Here is a 19,969-nt window from a genome sequence, read left to right on the forward strand (position 1 = left end):
TAGGCCGTAGACTCATTAGCTGCGATCCATAACCGTGCTGAGAAGAGCTTGATGGCGGCGAGGAAGTTATCGGCGCGTTTGTCGTAGCGTGTCGCCAATCCTCTGGCGTGTTTGAGTTTTCCGAAGAAGCGCTCGATCAGGTTGCGATAGCGGTAGAGGAAGGCGCTGAAGGCGAAGCCCTTTCGTCGATTACGCTTTGCCGGGATGTTGGCGAAGCCGCCGTTGCTTTCGATCCGTGCGCGGATAGCATCGCTGTCATAGGCCTTGTCAGCCAGGAAAGTGCTGCCGGGTGGTACGACATCAAGCAGCGCTACAGCCTCGCGGCAATCGCTGGCTTGTCCTTCCGACAGATGCAGGCCGACCGGTAAACCCCGGCCATCAACCAGCGCATGGATCTTGGTAGTCAGGCCGCCCCGGGAACGTCCCATGCAGCGATTGGGGTCCCCCTTTTTAGGGTCGCACCATGCTGGTGGACCCGGATCGAGGAACTGTCGATCATGACCAGTTCGCCATCGAAAGCGGCGCTGACGGAGGACAGAAGCCGGTCCCATACGCCAGCTTTGCGCCAACGCACGAAACGGTTGTAGCACGTCGTGTATGGCCCATAGCGCTCCGGGATATCCGCCCAGGGGCTGCCTGTGCGAAACCGCCACAATATCCCATTGATCACCCGACGATCATCAACACGCGGAACACCGCGCACCTTGTTCGGCAACAACGGCTCGATCACCGACCACTCGAAATCCGTAAGCTCAAATCTGCGACGGCTCATCCAAGGATCCTTCAAATGCCTTGAATCAATCCAATCTACATCTCGCAAGCCAGTTTATGAGTTTACCACCTAGAACTGGGTCGGGTTTTCGATCGGCGGATCGTTTCGGTGCGCCGATGAATATGCTTCCACAGCCTTAAACACCCGCGTGATATTCCCACTGGCTATCTTTTCGAGATCTGCCTTGCTGTATCCGCGCCGAGCCAGTTCGGTAAATAACACCGGATATCCGGCGACATCTTCCATGCCTGCCGGACCGCTATCTATCCCGTCATAATCGCCGCCCACACCGATATGATCAATTCCCGCGATTTTGCGAACGTGATCGACGTGGTCCGCCCAATCGCTTGCGCTGGCAACTGGCTGAGGATGTGCGTCCCGCCACACCTGCATCCCTGCCTCGACCTGTTGAGGTTGCCCCAGCCAGAGCGACTTCAGCCGCGCCTCCTCCGCAGACTTGTCCGCACCCCACTGGCGAAGCTTCTCACTTAGGAAAACGGGGTAGCCAACAGTCATGACGATCCCACCATTCTGCTTAAGGCGGGCAAGAACCGAATCGGGAACGTTGCGCGCATGGCCATTCACCGCTCGCGCACCGGAATGGCTGAACATTACCGGAGCTTTGCTGACATCGAGGGCATCCAGCATGGTCGCTTCGCTGACGTGGCTCAGGTCAACGATCATACCGATCCGGTTCATCTCGCGCACCACGTCGCGCCCAAAATCTGTCAGCCCGTCATGTTGCGGATCGTCTGTTGCACTGTCAGCCCATTGAATTGTCTTCGAATGGGTTAGGGTCATATATCGGGCACCAAGCGCGTACATCTGTCGCAATACGCCGAGGCTGCCGTTGATGGAGTATCCACCCTCCATCCCAATCAGCGATGCAATTTTGCCTGCCTTTCGTGCGGCCATCACGTCGCCAGTAGAATATGCCATCTGCAACTGATCAGGATAGCGCGCCACCAGACGCTTGATCGCATCGATCTGTTCGATCGTCGCCTGCACCGGTTGGGCATCCGGCAGATTGGCACTCACATAAACCGACCAGAACTGCGCCCCGACCTTTCCTTTTGCCAGGCGCGGAAGGTCTGTATGCATTGCACCATCTTCCCCTTCGGCAGAAGGCGCTTTTGTGCTGTCGTTAAAGTCGAAATCGTGGATCTCGTTGTGCATCCGGGTCCGCAGTTGCCAGGGCACATCGTTATGGCCATCCCACACCGGTGCTTCAGCGAGGGCTTGCCGTGCGATTTGTTCAGGAGTTTGAGCAGCAACCGGAGCGGCAATTGCCGTGGTAACCAAAAGTGTCGCCAAGCCCAAACCGAAGTGTCGCATCACAAGTGATCCCCTGTTGCAGAATGCGTTCAGAGGAAAGCTCTATCTGTTGCCGACCGGACTTGCCAGCAAGAAACCATTCTCTCAGAGTTGCTCTGACATTTTGATGCCGTTTAGCGATAGATCATAGTGATGCCTGAGCAATCACTATGACCCAAATGTCTGCCCGAAGGGGCACACATTACTGTCAATTTGAAACGGCAGGCAGCGGATCAGGCGGGTAATTCAGATGCCTGAAAAGCCAGCAGATATGCGGCAAAAATATCAGCCTGAACAATCCGATAGGCACCAATCGGCGCTATGGTCGCGATCGGATCGATCTATATCCGACTTGCTTTGTGGGCGGGCGCAACGTCCGGTCTGGCCGTTCGCCCGCCACACAAAGGAGAAAGCACTCTTGCGCTACGCGCAATCAACTCATGTGCTTGGAAACAGCACCAGTCATCTTGAACATAGAAATCTGGGCAGAGCCGGTGACTTTGCCGAGAGTCGCGTCGGGATTGATCTGACGCTTGTCCTTGCTGTCCTGCAGGTCATGCTTCTTGATGTATTCCCACACCTTCGAAGTCACCTGAGCGCGAGTCATCGGCCCCTTGCCGACAACAGCTTCGAGGTCCGGAGTGAGGTTCACCGGCTTCTGCAGTGCATTGTTCTTACCAGCCATCAGTTGGTCCTTTCATGCTTGGTCGTGATATTATCGCTAGTCGAAATCATCTTCGTCGGTCCAGTCTTCACTTTCGTCTGACCGGGCATAAGTGCCTGAATATATCGCTGCGGCGACGACATGCCCCTCAATCGCAGCAAAAACCTCGTCTTTTCCAGCCCCTGGCATCAGGGTCAAAGGCAGATCAAGCGCAAAAAGCTGGAAAACATAGTCGTGTGCGTCATCCTCTTGCGGTGGCTGCGGCAAAAGCCATTCGGAATTGCCGACGCTGTTTTTGCCAACTCGAGGCGGAACTTCGCCTTCTAACAATTGCCCTTTCTGCGCCGGCAAGCCCCAGACAAGCCAATGGACCAGCGGCTGCCCACTTCCTGCATCGGGGTCTTCAACCACCAAAACCAGTTCGTGGGCACCCGGCGGCGGCGCTGTCCATTCAAGAGGCGGCGCGACCGCATCTTCCTCGTCCGCGGTAAAGCAGGGGTCGAGTTCATCCCCATCGCGGAACGCGGGGCTCGACAACTTGAAACCACCACGCCCGAACGTACTCGCATCCGCAAACCGCGCAACGGCCAGTTGCGCGTGCGCCGCCTTAGGCGCGCCAAAGGACGGTACGAGCCAGCCGGGTACCGCATCTGCCATTACAATCCATCTCCCATTCGTAACGAAGAACACAGTTAGGCGCTTTCACGCACGACTGCGAGGGCGCAAGGCCAAAATCCGCAGTTTTCGACAGGTGTATGGGGCGGCTCGTCGCGCGACAGGCTTTTTGAAGATCCGAAAGCACCAGCACCTTCTTCACTTGATCAATAACCGTTAACCGCGCAATCTAACTTGTAAGCCCGAGTTTTCAGGATGAAGAATCGGGATAAGGGGAGAAAAAGATGGGTATCGCCCGCAATTCGCTCACTTTGATGTTGTCAGTTGCGCTTTCCGCCTGTGGTGGAGACAGCTCGAATACTAGTGGCGGAACAATTTCTAGCGGAAGTTCTGGTGGCGGATCCAGTGGATCAAATACAAGTGGATGCTCATTAAGCGAGCGTCAGTCTTGGGTGAAATCACAACTCGACGAATGGTACTTATTCCCAAATCTCCTGAATAATAACGTTGCCCCTTCGGCTTATACCAATGTTCAGGATTATATCGATGCCCTGGTGGCACCCGCTCGCGCGCAATCCAAGGATCGCTATTTCACTTACATCACCTCGATCGCTGAAGAAAACGCATACTACAACTCCGGTTCAACCGCCGGCCTTGGCATTCGGTTGGCATTTGACAGTTCCAGCAGTCGCCTGTTTGTAGTGGAATCCTTTGAAAGTGGCCCCGCCTTGGGCGTTGGGATCGATCGCGGCACCGAAATTCTGGCAATCGGCCCTGCCGCCAGCAGCCTGCAATCCGTGTCTTCACTGGTCGCCAGCGGCGGCACACAGGCGCTTTCGGACGCGCTTGGCCCCGATGATCCCGGAGTCAGTCGGGTCTTGCAGGTCCACACCAACGGTCAGGTTTCAAACGTCACCGTCACCAAAACGAATTACAATATCGACCCGGTATCGGATCGGTATGGCGCCAAAGTGATCGACGATAACGGCACCAAAGTCGGCTATATCAATTTGCGGACCTTTATCGATAGCGCCGATTCCGATCTTCGCACTGCGATGGACACATTCCGCAGTCAGGGAATCGACAAAATTATCGTCGATCTACGCTATAACGGTGGGGGTCTGGTCGATATTTCCGCTCTGTTCGGTGATCTGCTGGGCAAGGCCAATGTCGGCAAGGTTTTCAGTTACACCACCTTCCGCGATTCCAAGAGCGCGCGAAACACAACCACGAACTTTTCCGCGCACCCCCAAGCGATTGCCCCTACAAAAATCGCGTTCATCGGAATGTACGGAACAGCTTCGGCCAGCGAACTCCTGACCAATGCATTCATCCCATATATGGGAAATAATATGGCTCTGGTCGGGACAAACACATACGGAAAGCCGGTGGGTCAGATCGGTCTCGATCGCTCAGCTTGCGACGATCGCTTGCGCGTGATGGCCTTCAAGACCGAAAACGCCAACCATCAGGGCCAATATTTCACCGGGCTGGCAACAGTGGTTCCCAACACATGCGCCGCCGGAGACGACATCTCCCGCCAACTGGGGGACCCATCCGAAGCTGCGACCCGCGCAGCACTTAATTTCCTTTCCGGGCAGAGCTGCACACCGATTACATCGTCGGCCAGCGGAACGCGCACTCAGGATGCAACACCGCGCAGAACACTGATCAGGCCAGCGAACCCCAACGCCGCACAACACGAAACTCCCGGACTTTTCTAGCCACCACCACGGCCAGCGGTGCCGATCATTCTGCACCGCTGGTTGATTCAGGAACGTTCCGCGAGAGAACTGCTCAACATCTGTTCCGCGCGATCGCGTGCTGAATGTTCCGGCAAGCCTAGCGACCGAGCAAGCGCATGGCCCATCAGTGCATCGCCTAAAGCGAGCAACACCAAGGTAAGCGTATCTTCGTGCAGTGCACGAATATCGTCAGGCGTAGGTGCCGCAAGCGACGCAATTTCATCAATAAGCTTGTGAATTGTTTCAACTATTGGATCAAGGGCGTCTTCGTTCCCAGTAACAAGCATCCAACTCGCCAGAGCACCGGCCCCCTCTTTGTCGAATGCATCGAACGTCAAATCGACAACATCGCGCGGGGAACCAAGGCCGGCACGGCTTGCCTTAACCGCGTCTCCGATGGTTTCGCACACAGTCTGCGCCAGATGTTGCGCCAGCGCCTTCTGAAGGCCCGATGCCGATCCAAAATGGTGCAGGAGATTTGCATGGGTTCGGCCGATCATTCCGGCCACCGCCTTTAGCGTCACAGCCTGTGGACCTGTTTCGATCAGTAACCGTCTCGCTGCTTCCAACGCAGCGGTGCGCGATTCTTCGGGGCTCCAGCGTTTACGGGTGGCCACAACGAGGCCCCGGCGATGTGTGGTATATAGAGGGAAACATATTGGAACCTTGCGTAAAGTGAACCGCAACGATGGACAAGTGCGCTGCCGCGACAACCGCCGGATACCGGCCCAGCTTACCGGGGCCACCAGCGGAAACACCCTATCCTCTTATTGACACAGATGTAAATAGCACTATTAACACCCGTGTTAGCAAACGGAGCTAGTCTCATGAATGCGCCCGTTTACTTTGATGACCAACGCACAAAAACCCCCACCCCTGCAGACTTGGAAATCGTCGTCCGTGATCGTCGCTTTGCCCGTTCGGCAGAGCCGCATCGCTGGTGGTTGAACAATGACCCAATCGCAACGGCCTGGTTCAATGCGCTTTCTGCCACTTTCCCGCGCGGCGAAGCGTTCTTCATCGAATCGGTGAAAGCGCATCGCGACGGGGCCAGCGCCAAGCTGGAGGCTGAAATCCGCGCGTTCGTTAAGCAGGAAATCAACCACACCCGCGAACATATCGTATTCAACAAACTGGCGGAAGCGAGCGGATACGATGTCAGCTTCATCGACAAGCGGGTTGCGGAGATGCTCGCGCTTACAAAAGATCGGCCTGTCATCCTCAATCTCGCCGCGACGATGGCACTGGAACACTTTACGGCCATGCTCGGGCACGAACTGCTCAAAAACCCTGCCCACCTGCACGGGGCCGATGGCGATCTGGGCGATCTGTGGCGGTGGCACGCAGCCGAAGAGATCGAGCATAAAGGCGTCGCCTATGACACCTGGCTTCACGCGACACGCGACTGGAGCCGTTTTCGCCGCTGGCGGGTGAAATCGATCATGATGTTGATCGTCAGCAAGAATTTCATCATCAACCGCGTGGAAGATGTCGCCGCTTTGCTGGAGCAGGATGGGCTGACTGGTTGGAAGTGGAAAGCCAGGATCTGGGCATACCTGCTGTTTAAACCAGGTTTTCTGCGTAAGATTGCCGGACAGTGGTTCGCCTATTTCCTCCCCGGCTTCCACCCTTGGAACCACGACGACCGCGCTCTGATTGCGAATGTCGTCGAAGGAGATTTCCCCGACGCGGTCGCCCCGGCCTGACGCGCCACGATTACACGCAGTAGTTTAGCCGATCGAACCCACGATAGCGAAGACAGACGGTCACGCCGCTCGCATTTGCGGCGGACCGTCTTCTTCGCATTCAACCTCCCGAACCAGTTCCACAGCGAGGGCTGCTCCGCCTCGGCCAAGCGAACTGTGAGGGCGGACAATGCCGGTCGGACGAAAGCCGACCTTGCGAAGCACCCTGCCGGAAGCTGGGTTGTCAACGAAATGGCTCGCGACCAGACGCCTGTGACCAATCGCATGGGCAATCTCACACACTGCACGCGCGGCCTCGGTCGCATAGCCCTGCCCCCACCAGCGGCGCCCCAGCCAATAGCCGAGGTTTGCCTCTCCGTTTTGGTTGTCGATCCCTACGCAGCCGATGGGACGGGCTCCATTCGCATCAGGGATCACAACCAAGAAGGATGGAAAGTCAGGATCCTGCCTTCGCGAAACAAATGCGCGCGCATCTTCCGGCGCGTAGGGCCATGGCGCTCGACCGAGATTCTGGACAATACCCTGATCGGCAATACCTTCGAAGACAGCTTCCCAGTCTTCCGGCCAGGCGGGCCGCAGGAACAGCCGCTCGCTGCGATGGAACATCGTTACTCTCCTCGGCTCCACGCGACCGCCGATAAGCGCGCCGCATGACAGTGACGTTGCCGCGAAACAAAATTTCGCGAGGTATTCGAGGGAGATACGACAAGAGGGAGACGGGTGGCCCCATCTCCCTCTGAGAGCCGGATACAAATCCGGCTGGGCCATCCCGTGGACGGCCCCTTTATCGGTCCGTCCGGCTTATTCGGCGGCTTGGGCCTGCATATCGACCGACACGTATTTACGGCCAAGCTTGCCCGAATGGAATCGCACGCGACCTTCGACGAGCGCGAAAAGCGTGTGATCCTTGCCCATCCCGACATTGCTGCCCGGATAAAACTTGGTCCCGCGCTGACGCACGATAATGTTGCCTGGAATCACTTCCTGGCTTCCGAATTTCTTGACTCCGAGGCGACGGCCAACGGAATCGCGACCGTTACGCGACGAGCCGCCTGCTTTCTTATGTGCCATTGTCTCGTGCCTTCCTTACTTGTCTTCGGTCTTCTTGGCGGCCGGCTTCTTGGCCGGGGCCTTCTTCTCAGCAGCGGGCTTTTCAGCAGCCGCGGCCTTTGCAGCAGGCTTCTTAGTTGCCGTAGCTTTCTTCGGAGCATCGGCCTTGTCGGCCGTTGCAGCGTCATCAGCCTTCGGAGCGGCTTCCTTCTTGGGAGCAGCCTTCTTATCGGCCTTGCTGTCGCCCACTGCGGTGATACGCAGCAGTGTCATCTGCTGGCGATGGCCAGCCTTCCGACGATAATTGTGGCGACGACGCTTCTTAAAGACGACGACCTTCTCGCTCTTCGCCTGGGCAATAATCTCGGCCGAAACGACGACCTTGGCCGCATCGGCCATCTTGTCGCCTTCGCCCGCCAGCAGGACATCGCCCAGCGTAACGGTATCGCCGGCTTCGCCTGCCAGCTTTTCGACTGCGATTTTGTCTCCGGCGGCAACCCGGTATTGCTTGCCGCCCGTGCGCACAACTGCGAACATGGTGGTTGTCTCTCAATCTCGTGTGAACCGCCCTCAAGTGGGCGGCGCGCCCGATCGGCCACCAGAAGGTAGCTTCTCGGAAAGATGGGTGCCGTTAAGGTAAGAGGGCGGCCAAGTCAACGTGTGGAATGCATAAACCTGCGAAGGCTGGAATCGCGCGCTGCCCGTGCTATGGCGGCGGCGTGAACCGATCGACTATCTTTCTACCATTTGCGATCCTCGCATTGACTGCGGGGTGCGCCTCCAGCGAAGGCTATCCATCGCTGGCTATGCGCGATGCAGAGCGGGTATCTGGCACTTTTTCTCCCACCACTGAAGGCGACGGCACAGATCAGGCGCCTCCGCCAGAAATCCCCGCAGACGCAGCACTTTCCACTCGCATCGACGGGCTTTTGAATGCCGCTAAGGCCGCGCACACCCGCTTCATGGATGCGGCCCCCCGTGCTCAACGTTTGGCAAGCGCCGCTGGGGGTATCGGAAGTGACAGCTGGGCCAGCGCGCAGGTCGCATTGGCCGATCTCGAATCGCAGCGCAGTCAGGCCGCCATTGCACTATCCACACTTGATGAAATGCATGTGGAAGGTGTCACCACCAATACGCTGCCCGGGGTCGTTACAGAGGCGCGCGACACAGTTATTTCTTTGATCGGTGAAGAGGATACACTTCTTTCACAGTTGCGGGCAAAGGTGCGCGGATGACACTTGCTTGTGATACCTGCTCCGTTCGCGATCGTGCCGCATGTTCAGTGTTGGCGGAGGCAGATCGTGCCGAGTTGTCGCGGATTGGCACGACCCGCCGCCTTGAACGTGGAGAAAGCCTGTTTTTTGCGGGGGATAGCAGCGACAGTTGCGCCACTTTGGTACGTGGCGCGCTGAAAGTCAGCTCGCTGGATGCCGAAGGGACAGAACGTATTCTCGCGCTCGTCCATCCCGCTGGATTTGCAGGGGAATTGTTCCAGCCCTTCACCCACCACGACGTGACGGCCCTGACCGACAGCGAACTGTGCGTGTTCGGGCGAAAGGATCTGGAAGCCGCGCTGGAGCGTTACCCCGAACTCGCCCGTGCGTTGCTCCGCCGATCGCAGGAAGATCTGTTTGCCGCCCGCGACTTACTGGCATTGACGGGCAAGCGCGAAGTCCGTGCCCGGCTCGCGGGCCTCATTCTGGCAATGGCACGCGCGGCCAGCGATTCGCCATGTCACCCCGCGGAACGATTCGAACTGCCGCTAAGTCGCGGAGAAATCGCGGCAATGCTTGGCACTACCATCGAAACGATCAGCCGCCGGATGACCGAGCTTGAGCGTGACGAGGTGATCCGGCGCACAGGTACGCGCGGAATCGAACTGGCCGATCCCGCGCGTCTGGCCGATCTGGCCCAGGGATAAAGGCCGCAAAATATCCCAACACCAGACCGGGCGCAGTCTTTGCCCGCGAAATAATTGATATGGAGCAAGGAATTGCTCCAAAATCTTCTGTGAAATCGTGCTACGCTTAAGAGCCTAGGGCACCTACGGCACCAATCATTGATTTACATCAAGATCGAAGCTGAGGCCGTTACCACCGCTCGCGATCGTGCAAGTCCTGCGCCCTCGGTTCGATCCACCGCCAGCCTTCCGCGGTGCGCTCACGTTTCCAGAACCATGCAGCCGATTTCAAATGATCCATCATAAAATCAACTACTTGGAAGGCGGAACGGCGATGGGCGGAAGCGGCAGCGACCAGCACGATTGGGTCGCCCGGTTCCATCACCCCCACCCGATGCCAAACCAGCAACCCATCGAGCGCCCAGCGGGCCAGCGCGTCACTCGCCAAATCGACCATGCCCGGCAGAGTAAGTGGTTCATAATGCGTGAGTTCAAGCCCACTCACACCGTCGCCGGGGCGCACCGAACCTGTGAAACTGACAACCGCCCCGCTTTGCCGGTAAACCCTTTGAAATTGCGCGAGAACTTCTCCTGCCGCGAAACCGCTGTGGAGCAGCCGGATATCCAGCGGAACATCGATCGCCACGTCAGCCACCACTAACCGGCGGTAATAGCGCGATTTCTTGCCCATCAAGGGCAACCAGCGCCGTCTTGTCCGGCAATACATGGCCCTGACAGGCAACGTGGATACGCTCGCCCTGCAATTGCTCCGCCACTGTTCGGGGCACTGCCTCCAGCAACTGCCCCCAGCTCAGCGGTGCCGGCAAGCTCATCTCCGCCGTATCAAAAAGGTCAGATAAGGGGCCGAGAAACAACACTTTTACCGCCACCTCACTACCCCCCGGTGACCGACATATGGCGTGCCTGTGCGGGTGCGGCGCCGCGCTCGGTAATGGCGAACCGGTGGCGTTCGGGCTTGATCCGCATCGCTTCGTCGAGGACGCTGTCGAGTGCGGCCTGCGGATCGGGTGAGCGGAGTGCGGCGCGGAGATCGACCCGCTCTCCACCCCCCAGACAAGGGTAAAGCTGCCCCGTAGAAGTCACCCGTATCCGATTGCAACCATTACAGAAGTTATCGGTCAGCGGGGTGATAAAGCCAATCCGCCCACCGGTTTCGCGCACATCGAAATACCGCGCGGGGCCGCTGGTGCGATAGCTGCTTGGCGACAGATTCCAGTGCATATCCAGAACCTTACGCACTTCGGTCAGGGGTAGATAGTGATCGACGCGGTCACCATCGACTTTGCCCAGCGGCATGACTTCGATCAGCGAGACATCGTGCCCTTCGCCATGGGCCCATTCGATCAGGTTCGGCAAATTCGATTCATTGACAGATTTAAGTGCCACCACATTGATTTTAATCGTCAACCCCGCCGCTTTGGCCGCCGCAATTCCGGCCAGCACATCGGGCAAACGATCCCGCCGGGTCAGCGTCGCGAAGGTTTCGCGGTCGAGGGTATCGAGAGAGACATTGATCCGCCGGACCCCGGCGCGGGCGAGCGCAGCGGCGTTCGCGGCCAGTTGAGTGCCATTGGTGGTGACAGTTAACTCATTGAGACCATTTCCCAATTTCTGCCCCAAGCGGGTAATGAGATCGATCGCATCGCGCCGCACCAGCGGTTCACCGCCGGTAATACGGATCTTGTTCACTCCGCGTGCGATAAACCCTTGAGCGAGTTTATATAATTCATCGATAGTCAGCAGATCGCGGCGCGGCAGGAACCGCATGGCTTCGGGCATGCAATAAGCGCAGCGTAAGTCGCAGCGGTCGGTTATCGACAGGCGCAGGTACGAAATCGTGCGCTGGAAACCATCGACCAGCATTCTCGCTACCCTGCCCTTTCATCAACAGAAAGGCTATCGACCTGAAAACATTGGCCCGTCACCCCTGGCGCGCGCTCCAGATAGGCCAGCGTGGCGGCAATCGCCGCATCGTCGCCGCCGATCAATGCATTGACACGTTTGACACTAAATGCCCGTGCAAGTTCCTGAACTGCGGAATGAATCCAGCCCTCGCCCTGAAATTCGCCCGAATTTATCACTAAGGCCAGCGATAATGCCTCCGACTGAAGCAACAGACGCGCTTTTGGCGCCCAATCGGCATAAAATACCTGTGCCGCGTCCAGCGCATCGCCCGGCAATGGCCCGATCCGCAGGACGGCCTGCGCCATCAGCGCCGATCCCGACTCAATGTCATGCCGATTTTTTCGCCCGCTTCGGCAATCGCCAGCTTAACGATTTTGACCGTGACGCGCTGGACCCGTTCATCGGCCACGAACAGCGTTTCGCAAATGTGATCGGCCACCGCTTCGATCAGTTTGAAATGAACCCCGGCGGGCAAAGCTTCGCTGGCCGCGAATTTCAGTTCCATGTAATTCTTGCTGGCATCGAGCGGGGTGTCGGGCGCGTAGTGATCGGCGGGCTTCAGCTCCGCCGTGACAGAGATCCGCAATGGTTGCGGCTTGCCCGTTTCCTCCGAATAAATTCCGGTGAGCACATCGACTTCGAGGTCGGCAACTTCCAGCGTCAGCGAATCGGCCATATGTCTTGTCCTTAGCCCGGATTGGACCAGCGCGCGAAAATCGCGGTGGGCAGCAGGCGGCCCCCTTCCCCCTCTTCGCGCACAGAGAGGTCACCGTGTTCGATCGTGCCGGGCATCCCGGCAAAGGTTTCCGCCAGCAATCCGCCCAGCGCAAGGCTGCTCATCCGCACGGCATAGACAGTGAGGAACAGGAAACGGCTGTCACCATCCAACAGGCGGCGGCAATCGGCCACCAGCGGCCCCAGCCCTTCCTCTATCCGCCAGGTTTCCCCGTTCGGCCCGCGACCGAATTTGGGCGGATCGAGGATAATCCCGTCATAGCGCCGTTCGCGCCGCACTTCACGCGCGGCGAATTTGGCGGCATCGTCCACCAGCCAGCGGATCGGGCGGTCGCCCATTCCCGCCAGCGCGGCGTTGTCGCGGGCCTGCGCGACCGATTTCTTGCTGGCATCGACATGCGCCACCGGACCATGCGCGCTGAGCGCCAGCGATCCCACCCCGGTATAGCCGAACAGGTTGAGCGTCTGCGCATCGTCCCGCCCAGCCAGCTGATCGCGCATCCAGCTCCACACCGGGGCCATATCGGGGAAGAATCCCAGATGGCGAAACGGGGTGCAACTGGCGGTGAAGCGGACATCGTCCCACGCCATCGGCCACCCTTCGCGCGGTACCTGCCCGCTGAAACGCCAGCGCCCGCCGCCGTCTTCATCCGAACCGGGCACGAATTCGCCATCGGCCTGCCAGTCGGGCAGGCGCGGCGACCACATCGCCTGCGGTTCGGGCCGGATAAAGCGATAGCGGCCGTACCGTTCCAGTTTCCGCCCGTGGCCCGAATCGACCAGGCCGTAATCGGCCCAGCCTTCACCCGCCATCAGGTGCGGTTGTTCGATCAGCTGAGCCATCAGGCCGAAGGCGTCGCCAGTCCGGCGACATAGGCGCGCACGGCTTCGTAATCGCCGGGCAGCTCGTCATAGCGTTCTTCGCGGGCGAACAGATCGCCCACCCGTGCGGGCAGATGCGGGCGGGTGCCGGTGGCACGTTCCACCGCATCGCGGAACTTGGCCGGATGCGCGGTAGCCAGCGTGACCACGGGTACATCGGCCGCGATATCCGCCGCCCGTGCCGCATGCAGGCCAATGGCGGTATGCGGATCGAGCACTTCGCCGCAGTTTTCCCATGCCCAGCGCATCGCTTCGCCCATATCCTTGGCATCGGCGCGCGCGCTGGTGAACAGCGCCGCGGCACCTTCGCGCTGGGCATTGGTGAGGCGCATCGCCTTGCTCGCTTCGAAACCGCGCATCTGTTCGGCCAGCGCCGCGCCATCGCGCCCGCCGGCATCGAACAGCAGGCGTTCGAAATTCGAACTGACCTGAATATCCATGCTCGGCGCGGCAGTGGGGGTGACCGTGCCCGCCGAATAGTCGCCATCGGTCAACGCACGGTGGAGAATGTCGTTCACATTGGTCGCCACGATCAGTTGTTCGATCGGCAACCCCATCTGCGCCGCGACATAGCCCGCAAACACGTCTCCGAAATTGCCCGTCGGCACGGCAAAGGCCACTTTGCGTTCGGGCGCGCCCAGTTGCAACGCGGCGGCAAAGTAATAGACCACTTGCGCCATCAGCCGCGCCCAGTTGATCGAATTGACCGCGCTGATGCGGAATCGCCCGGTCATCTCACTATCGGCAAACATGCGCTTCACCATCGCCTGCGCGTCGTCGAACGAACCGTCGATGGCGATATTGTGGACATTGGGCGCCAGCACAGTGGTCATCTGGCGGCGCTGTACATCGCTGACCCGGCCGTTGGGGTGCAGCATGAACACATCGACCTGCGCGCGACCCGCCAGCGCATCGATTGCCGCGCTGCCGGTGTCCCCGCTCGTCGCGCCGACAATCGTAAGGTGATCGCTGCGGCGCGAGAGGAATTCTTCGAACAGCAGGCCCAGCAATTGCAGCGCCACGTCCTTGAACGCCAGCGTCGGCCCGTGGAACAGTTCGAGCACCCAGTTCTGTTCATCCAGCTGGACCAGAGGCGTCACCGCCGCGTGGGCAAACCGGCCATAAGCCTGTTCACACAGTTCCAGCAGCCGTTCGGGCGACAGGCTTTCCCCCACGAATGGCTGCATGACTTTCGCCGCCAGTTGCGGATAGGGCAACCCGCGCAGCGCCGCGATCTCGGCAGCCGAGAAACGTGGCCACGCGCGCGGCAGATACAGCCCGCCATCGCTGGCCAGCCCGGCCAGAGTGACGTGTTCGAAATCGAGCGCAGGCGCGCTCCCACGGGTTGAGACATATTCCATCGTGCGCCGCGCTTATCCCGCGAAAGCGCGAGCGGCAAGCAAACGCGACTTTAGCGGGGAAAAGCGGTGGGGTTTGTTTGGGGGTTTATTGGGCAAGCTGGACCCCGGCTCAGGGGCCGGGGTGACGACAGCGGACAGAATGCTATGTCCTATTTCGACAAGGACACGCCTCTTGTCATTGCGAGGAGGCGCAGGCGACGTGGCAATCCATGAACCGCCGTCAGCCCCAGCCACAACCGCCGCGATGGGCGGAACCGCCGGGTGGAAGCTTATCACACGAAGGCGCGAAGGCACGAAGTGGGTTTGGCTGAGGGGTAGAGCCATTAACCACAATACTATCGCGTCTTCCCCACCCTCGTCATTGCGAGGACCCGCAGGCGACGTGGCAATCCATGAACCGCCGTCAGCCCCAGCCACAACCGCCGCGTCAGGCGGAACCGCCGGGTGGAAGGTTGTCACACGAAGGCGCGAAGGTACGAAGTGGGCTTGGTTGAGGGGTAAAGTCATTAACCACAACACTATCGCGCCTTCCCCACGCTCGTCATTGCGAGGAGCCGCAGGCGACGTGGCAATCCATGAACCGTCGTCAGCCCCAACCACAACCGCCGCGATGGGCAGAACAGCCAGTCCGTGGATTACTTCACTCCGTTCGCAATGACGAAGGGTGGGCGCACAGGCCACCCATTGGATACACGGCGCACTCCCCGCATACGTTCCCGCCGGATACGTTCGCCCCCCACAGCGTCGCCCCGGACTTGATCCGGGGCCCAGCTTTTCTTCGCGCGCCACTTTGCCCCGCGCTCTGTCAAAGAATCACATCAGGACACACCACAAACAGCCAGTAATAGGGCACTAGCTATCTAAGAGTCGCCTCTGCATAGAATTCCCTTTGACTTCGCCCGAAAAATAACAATCATCGCAATTCCAAATAATTAGGGGGAATATACGATGGCTGGATTACTCAAAAATGCAACAATGGCTGCCGCACTGGCGATGTCGGGCAATGCTCTTGCCGCCGGGCCGCTGCCGGTGGATGCGCCGATCCCGAACGATATGAAGGAGCGCGTATTCCTTCCCGCGTCGGCGGTCGCCGGGGTGCGTGACAAGATGGAGCGGGTCGTCGGATACTGGGCGTTCGTCGACAAGAACGGCAAGATCGAAGTGACTACGCTGCGCCCCGCCTCCTTCACTGGAGAAAGCGCGCTGACCAAAGTCACGCTCGGTTCGGGCAAGCCGAGTTACGAAACCATTCTCACATCATCGAAAGATCTGAATGCCGCAATTCCGGTGCTCAATTTCTCGTGGTCGACCAATCAGAAAGGACAGGTCACGATCACCGACAGCGCCCAGTTCGTCGCCAAAGGCGATCCGACCAGCACCGATTGGGACAATCTGCCTGTTCCGACCAATGGCGGCCACTGGGTGTTCATCGATGCAGCAACGGTGAGCGTAGTGCAAACCTCTGTTCTGACAGAAAAATCAGGCGGGTTGAGCGCTTTGCTGCAAGCATTCAGCATCGGCGGCAAAAATTATCAGGCGCTGAGCGGGACAAGCAGCGATCTGATCGTTGCGCTGTTCGTGAAACGCAATCCGCTCGACCTCGCCGCGGGGCTGGTTACCATGAAACAGGCCAGTGCACTGGCAGTGACGGAATCGTCGCTCAACGCACTCTCGGCGCAATAATAGCTGGCGGGGATCGGGGGCGGCCCCTGCTAGTGTGGGGGAGCGGATTGGCACCGCCTCCCTCATAGGCCGCGCCTTACCCGCGCCAGCGTTTCCGCAGCGCGAGGGCGTAGATCACCAGCGCGGTGGCGGCGAACAGAAACCACTGGATCGCATAGGCGAAATGGTTGTTGGGAATATCGCGCGGGTCGGGCCGGGCGAGCGGTTGCAGGCCCGCTTGCGGCGGATCGGCCACCAGCTTGGCCCCGCCAGTGGTCGGGCCGATCATCCCGGTGACAGCGCCGCCGCTCCATTGCACGATATCGGGCCGGTCGGACCAGCCCAGCGCGATTTCCGCCACCCGACCGCTGGCATTGCGACAGGTCACCAGATGCGCCCATCCCGGTTCGCCGCCCGCCGACTGACCCGAACGTTCCTGATGCCCGGTCACTTGCGCGCAATCGAACCGGCTGCGGTGATAGAGCGCGTTTTCAATGGCGGGTTCCGAAGTCGGCCACGCGACCTCTGCCGAAGACATTGCCGCGCCTTCATAGCGGACGAGCAGGTCTTCCTTCCATTCCTTGCGCTGCAACTGCCACACGCCCAGCGCGATCATGGTAGCGACCGCGGCCAGCACGACGATAGTCGCCACGATAGGGATACGCCGGGTCACCTGATTCACTTGCGTTGCTGCCCCTCGCCCGCCTTGTTGCGAAACTCGCTTGCCAGCAAAGCAGCCTTCGACACGCGCAAACCACCCAGCACAAGCACCGTGGTGATCGGAATCCAGATCAGCGCCTGCACCCAGAACGGCGGCTCAGCCGCCAGTTGCAGCCAGATCGCCAGTCCGGCGACCAGCGCGCCAATGCCCAGCGTCAGAAACGCCGCCGGGCCATCGCCCACGTTGAACTTGCCGAAATCGAGCCCGCAGGCGCGGCAACGCGGGGCGAATTTCACCAGCCCGTCGAACAGGGTTTTCGCACCGCATTGCGGGCACAAACCGGAAAGGGCAGCCTGACCAATGCCGGGCTGCCCCTTCGGTGAATCCGGATGTTCCGGTGTCATGTCAGCAGATCACCTCAGTGGATCGGCGCGCCCCAGCCGCCCCAGATATAGACGACCACGAACAGGAACAGCCACACCACGTCAACGAAGTGCCAGTACCACGCAGCCGCTTCGAAACCGAAGTGCTGCTTGGGTGTGAAGTGGCCCTTGTAAGTCCGCACGAGGCACACGATCAGGAAGATCGTGCCAACGATCACGTGGAACCCGTGGAACCCGGTCGCCATGTAGAAGCCGGAGCTGTAGGTGTTGCCGCCAAAGCCGAACGGCGCGTGCATATATTCATACGCCTGAATGGTGGAGAACAGCAGGCCGAGCAGGATGGTCAGCCACAGACCCTGCTTCAGCCCTTCACGATCACCGTGGATCAGGCGATGGTGTGCCCAGGTCAGCGTTGTGCCCGAACACAGCAGAATCATCGTGTTGAGCAACGGCAGATCGAACGGGTCCATCACTGCTTCGATTGCCTTGGGCGGGAAAACGCCGCCGATCACGTCAGAAAGCTCGCTCGGGAACAGCGCGAAGTCGAACCACGCCCAGAACCATCCGACGAAGAACATCACTTCCGAAGCGATGAACAGGATCATGCCATAGCGCAGGTGAAGCTGCACCACCGGAGTGTGATCACCTGCCTGCGCTTCCTTCACAATGTTGTAAAACCAGCTGAAAAACGTGGCAATCAGGCCCGCGATGCCCAGACCGAGGACGATCGGCCACCCACTCATCGTGTCGCGGTGCATGAACAGCACCATGCCGCTGGTGAATGTCAGCGCCGAAATCGACGCGATCAGCGGCCAGATGTCGGGCGGAAGAATGTGATAATCGTGGTTCTTGGCGCCAGCCATTTCCGAATCGTCCCTGTTTTCTGTTCGAACCCGGCTTTCCACCGGATATTTCGCACTGCCTTAATGCGCGCTGCCGACCGGGTCCAGAGGGCAATACGCGGCTTTTCGCATCATTCCGCCGCTGTGCCGGTGCTCGCGCGGTGGAATGTGTAACTGAGCGTCACCTGCTCCACCGGTGCGGCATCGGGATCGTCGCGGATCGACGGATCGACATAATACAACACCGGCATCACCACTTCCTGCCCCGGCTGGAGCGTCTGTTCGGTGAAGCAGAAACACTGTATCTTATTGAAATAAAAGCCAGTCTGGTCGGGCGACACGTTGAACGTGGCCGCGCCAGTGATCGGCTGATCGGAATTGTTTTTCGCGTAGTAGAACGCCATCTTGCGTTCACCCAGCGTGACGGTCTGCGTCGTCTGTTCTGCGCGGAAGGTCCACGGCAGGTTGGGATCGACATTGCCGTCGAACCGCACCGAAATCGTCGCCCCGCCCAGCTTGCGCCCGGCTTCCGCCGCAGCGGCGGCCTTCGATTCATCGGCGCGCTGCGTGGTGCCGGCAAACCCGGTCACCTGACAGAACAGGCGATAGAGCGGCACCGCGGCGTAGCCCAGCGCCAGCATCGCCAACGCGATCGACAGGCCGATAATTCCGACCTTCAGATTGCTGCGTTCGATTGCCTGTTCAGCCATGATCAACCCATCTTCGCGATCGTGATGAAGTAGAACAGCACCACAAAGAATGTGAGGCCCAGCGCGAGCGCCAGATTACGCCCTTTGCGACGGCGTTTGAAAATCTCTTCTTCTTCCGGTGTCATGCCAACATCCCCTGCCCTGAAAGCGCGCGATCCGCAACCAGCATCGCGAACAGCGCGAACAGGTAAAGGATACTGAAAGCGAACAAGCGTTTTTCCGGCTTCATCGTGTCACCTTCGCGCGTGCGGCGCAACGCAACTGGCAGCGACAGCACGAGAAACCCCAGCGACAGCACCAGCGCCGACACCCCATATATCGCGCCGGTCCCGCCGATAAACCACGGCGCCGCCGCCAGCGGCACCAGCAGAACGGTATAAATCAGGATCTGATGCCGCGTGGCCACTTCGCCTTTCACCACCGGCATCATCGGGATGCCGACTTTGGCATAATCGCTCTGCACAAACAGCGCGAGCGCCCAGAAATGCGGCGGGGTCCAGAAAAAGATGATGGCAAACAGCAGGACCGGCATGGCCGAGATGTGCCCGGTCACCGCGATCCAACCTATCAGCGGGGGAAACGCCCCCGCCCCGCCACCGATCACGATATTTTGCGGCGTGCGCGGTTTCAGCCAGATAGTGTACACAACCGCGTAATAAACGATCGACACCGCCAGCACCGCCGCGGCCAGCCAGTGCACCGCCAGCCCCATCGTCGCAACCGATGCGCCCGACAGGAAAATCCCGAAATCGCGCGCGTCGGTGCGGTTCATCCGCCCTTCGGGCAGCGGGCGGCGCGCGGTGCGCTTCATCCCGGCGTCGATATCGGCTTCCCACCACTGGTTGAGCGCCGCAGCGCCGCCCGCGCCGAGCGCGATGCACAGGATCGCGGTGAACCCTATCACGGGATTGATGTGCCCCGGCGCGGCCAGCAGCCCGCACAGGCCGGTGAAAATCACCAGGCTCATCACACGCGGTTTGGTCAGCGCGAGGAAATCGCGCCAGTCGGTCGGCAATTGCAGGGTGGTTGGCTTCGTCATGA

General features: G+C 59.6%; 26 protein-coding genes. 5 read left to right on the forward strand and 21 right to left on the reverse strand.

All coding sequences use genetic code 11. The annotated features are described in order from the left end of the window. From D6858_RS12950 to D6858_RS12965, 4 genes are all read right to left on the reverse strand, one after another. A protein-coding gene (locus tag D6858_RS12950) for an IS5 family transposase (RefSeq protein ID WP_120106682.1) occupies window positions 1-772 on the reverse strand; the annotation gives its coding sequence in 2 pieces (ribosomal slippage) (window positions 1-454 and window positions 454-772; 773 coding nt annotated over the 2 pieces). This gene is flagged as partial in the annotation. Between the two features lie 69 nt (window positions 773-841). Then, complete coding sequence (locus tag D6858_RS12955) at window positions 842-2,107, reverse strand: dipeptidase (RefSeq protein WP_120111307.1); 1,266 nt, start codon at window positions 2,105-2,107, stop codon at window positions 842-844. Between the two features lie 412 nt (window positions 2,108-2,519). Continuing rightward, complete coding sequence (locus D6858_RS12960; protein WP_102154290.1) at window positions 2,520-2,771, reverse strand: SWIB/MDM2 domain-containing protein; 252 nt, start codon at window positions 2,769-2,771, stop codon at window positions 2,520-2,522. Between the two features lie 36 nt (window positions 2,772-2,807). After that, window positions 2,808-3,407: a YbhB/YbcL family Raf kinase inhibitor-like protein gene (locus D6858_RS12965; RefSeq protein WP_120111310.1), complete on the reverse strand. Its 600-nt coding sequence runs from the start codon at window positions 3,405-3,407 to the stop codon at window positions 2,808-2,810. A 410-nt stretch (window positions 3,408-3,817) separates the two neighbouring features. On the opposite strand from D6858_RS12965, the gene D6858_RS12970 reads away from it, so the two are divergent. Beyond that, the gene (locus tag D6858_RS12970) at window positions 3,818-5,089 is read left to right on the forward strand and encodes a S41 family peptidase (RefSeq protein ID WP_338067312.1); all 1,272 of its coding nucleotides are present in this window, start codon (window positions 3,818-3,820) and stop codon (window positions 5,087-5,089) included. 47 nt (window positions 5,090-5,136) lie between these two features. Here D6858_RS12970 and D6858_RS12975 read toward each other — a convergent pair whose 3' ends face one another. After that, window positions 5,137-5,727: a TetR/AcrR family transcriptional regulator gene (locus D6858_RS12975; RefSeq protein WP_120111315.1), complete on the reverse strand. Its 591-nt coding sequence runs from the start codon at window positions 5,725-5,727 to the stop codon at window positions 5,137-5,139. Window positions 5,728-5,937: 210 nt separating this feature from the next. Between D6858_RS12975 and D6858_RS12980 the strand changes: the two genes are divergently transcribed. Further along, on the forward strand, window positions 5,938-6,816 hold the full coding sequence (locus D6858_RS12980; protein WP_120111318.1) for a metal-dependent hydrolase: 879 nt from the start codon (window positions 5,938-5,940) through the stop codon (window positions 6,814-6,816). A 60-nt stretch (window positions 6,817-6,876) separates the two neighbouring features. On the opposite strand, the gene D6858_RS12985 is transcribed toward D6858_RS12980, so the two are convergent. From D6858_RS12985 to rplU, 3 genes are all read right to left on the reverse strand, one after another. Beyond that, entirely contained in the window at window positions 6,877-7,422 is a 546-nt protein-coding gene (locus tag D6858_RS12985) for a GNAT family N-acetyltransferase (RefSeq protein WP_120111322.1), read from the reverse strand. Window positions 7,423-7,617: 195 nt separating this feature from the next. Beyond that, a complete protein-coding gene (gene rpmA / locus D6858_RS12990; protein WP_102154295.1) occupies window positions 7,618-7,887 on the reverse strand; it encodes a 50S ribosomal protein L27 in 270 nt (89 codons plus the stop codon). A 15-nt stretch (window positions 7,888-7,902) separates the two neighbouring features. Then, on the reverse strand, window positions 7,903-8,403 hold the full coding sequence (gene rplU / locus D6858_RS12995) for a 50S ribosomal protein L21 (RefSeq protein WP_120111326.1): 501 nt from the start codon (window positions 8,401-8,403) through the stop codon (window positions 7,903-7,905). A gap of 182 nt (window positions 8,404-8,585) precedes the next feature. Here rplU and D6858_RS13000 point away from each other — a divergent pair, with 182 nt between their 5' ends. Continuing rightward, window positions 8,586-9,101, forward strand: a complete 516-nt coding sequence (locus tag D6858_RS13000) for a hypothetical protein (RefSeq protein WP_133305296.1) — start codon at window positions 8,586-8,588, stop codon at window positions 9,099-9,101. Further along, the gene (locus tag D6858_RS13005) at window positions 9,098-9,787 is read left to right on the forward strand and encodes a Crp/Fnr family transcriptional regulator (protein WP_120111331.1); all 690 of its coding nucleotides are present in this window, start codon (window positions 9,098-9,100) and stop codon (window positions 9,785-9,787) included. Before D6858_RS13000 ends, D6858_RS13005 begins: the two co-directional genes overlap by 4 nt. A gap of 169 nt (window positions 9,788-9,956) precedes the next feature. On the opposite strand, the gene D6858_RS13010 is transcribed toward D6858_RS13005, so the two are convergent. The 7 genes from D6858_RS13010 to thrC are packed head-to-tail and all read right to left on the reverse strand — an operon-like array spanning window position 9,957 to window position 14,670. Next, entirely contained in the window at window positions 9,957-10,457 is a 501-nt protein-coding gene (locus tag D6858_RS13010; RefSeq protein WP_120111334.1) for a molybdenum cofactor biosynthesis protein MoaE, read from the reverse strand. Then, entirely contained in the window at window positions 10,414-10,656 is a 243-nt protein-coding gene (locus D6858_RS13015) for a MoaD/ThiS family protein (RefSeq protein WP_120111337.1), read from the reverse strand. The genes D6858_RS13010 and D6858_RS13015 overlap by 44 nt, the downstream gene beginning before the upstream one ends. Window positions 10,657-10,660: 4 nt before the next feature. After that, window positions 10,661-11,650 carry a GTP 3',8-cyclase MoaA gene (gene moaA / locus D6858_RS13020; RefSeq protein WP_120111340.1) on the reverse strand — a complete coding sequence of 330 codons (990 nt, stop codon included), beginning with the start codon at window positions 11,648-11,650 and terminating at the stop codon, window positions 10,661-10,663. A 5-nt stretch (window positions 11,651-11,655) separates the two neighbouring features. Further along, entirely contained in the window at window positions 11,656-11,997 is a 342-nt protein-coding gene (locus D6858_RS13025) for a Rossmann fold domain-containing protein (RefSeq protein WP_120111343.1), read from the reverse strand. After that, window positions 11,997-12,368, reverse strand: a complete 372-nt coding sequence (locus D6858_RS13030; protein WP_120111346.1) for a dihydroneopterin aldolase — start codon at window positions 12,366-12,368, stop codon at window positions 11,997-11,999. The genes D6858_RS13025 and D6858_RS13030 overlap by 1 nt, the downstream gene beginning before the upstream one ends. A gap of 11 nt (window positions 12,369-12,379) precedes the next feature. After that, entirely contained in the window at window positions 12,380-13,270 is an 891-nt protein-coding gene (locus tag D6858_RS13035) for a class I SAM-dependent methyltransferase (protein WP_120111349.1), read from the reverse strand. Further along, window positions 13,270-14,670, reverse strand: a complete 1,401-nt coding sequence (thrC, locus tag D6858_RS13040) for a threonine synthase (RefSeq protein WP_120111352.1) — start codon at window positions 14,668-14,670, stop codon at window positions 13,270-13,272. Before thrC ends, D6858_RS13035 begins: the two co-directional genes overlap by 1 nt. Window positions 14,671-15,618: 948 nt before the next feature. Between thrC and D6858_RS13045 the strand changes: the two genes are divergently transcribed. Next, complete coding sequence (locus D6858_RS13045; RefSeq protein WP_120111356.1) at window positions 15,619-16,353, forward strand: hypothetical protein; 735 nt, start codon at window positions 15,619-15,621, stop codon at window positions 16,351-16,353. A 76-nt stretch (window positions 16,354-16,429) separates the two neighbouring features. On the opposite strand, the gene D6858_RS13050 is transcribed toward D6858_RS13045, so the two are convergent. From D6858_RS13050 to D6858_RS13070, 6 genes are all read right to left on the reverse strand, one after another. Further along, window positions 16,430-17,014 carry an SURF1 family protein gene (locus D6858_RS13050; RefSeq protein WP_338067313.1) on the reverse strand — a complete coding sequence of 195 codons (585 nt, stop codon included), beginning with the start codon at window positions 17,012-17,014 and terminating at the stop codon, window positions 16,430-16,432. Then, window positions 17,011-17,397 carry a DUF983 domain-containing protein gene (locus D6858_RS13055; protein WP_120111359.1) on the reverse strand — a complete coding sequence of 129 codons (387 nt, stop codon included), beginning with the start codon at window positions 17,395-17,397 and terminating at the stop codon, window positions 17,011-17,013. Before D6858_RS13055 ends, D6858_RS13050 begins: the two co-directional genes overlap by 4 nt. Window positions 17,398-17,411: 14 nt before the next feature. After that, window positions 17,412-18,239 (reverse strand): cytochrome c oxidase subunit 3, encoded by an 828-nt coding sequence (locus D6858_RS13060; protein WP_120111362.1) that lies wholly within the window; start codon window positions 18,237-18,239, stop codon window positions 17,412-17,414. A gap of 110 nt (window positions 18,240-18,349) precedes the next feature. Continuing rightward, entirely contained in the window at window positions 18,350-18,928 is a 579-nt protein-coding gene (locus D6858_RS13065; protein WP_120111365.1) for a cytochrome c oxidase assembly protein, read from the reverse strand. A gap of 2 nt (window positions 18,929-18,930) precedes the next feature. Continuing rightward, the gene (locus tag D6858_RS16155) at window positions 18,931-19,053 is read right to left on the reverse strand and encodes a Rax2 family protein (RefSeq protein ID WP_240623845.1); all 123 of its coding nucleotides are present in this window, start codon (window positions 19,051-19,053) and stop codon (window positions 18,931-18,933) included. Next, complete coding sequence (locus D6858_RS13070) at window positions 19,050-19,967, reverse strand: heme o synthase (protein ID WP_120111367.1); 918 nt, start codon at window positions 19,965-19,967, stop codon at window positions 19,050-19,052. The genes D6858_RS16155 and D6858_RS13070 overlap by 4 nt, the downstream gene beginning before the upstream one ends. Between the last annotated feature and the right edge of the window lie 2 nt (window positions 19,968-19,969).

The organism is Tsuneonella suprasediminis (assembly GCF_003605755.1).
Taxonomy (GTDB): Bacteria; Pseudomonadota; Alphaproteobacteria; order Sphingomonadales; family Sphingomonadaceae; genus Tsuneonella; species Tsuneonella suprasediminis.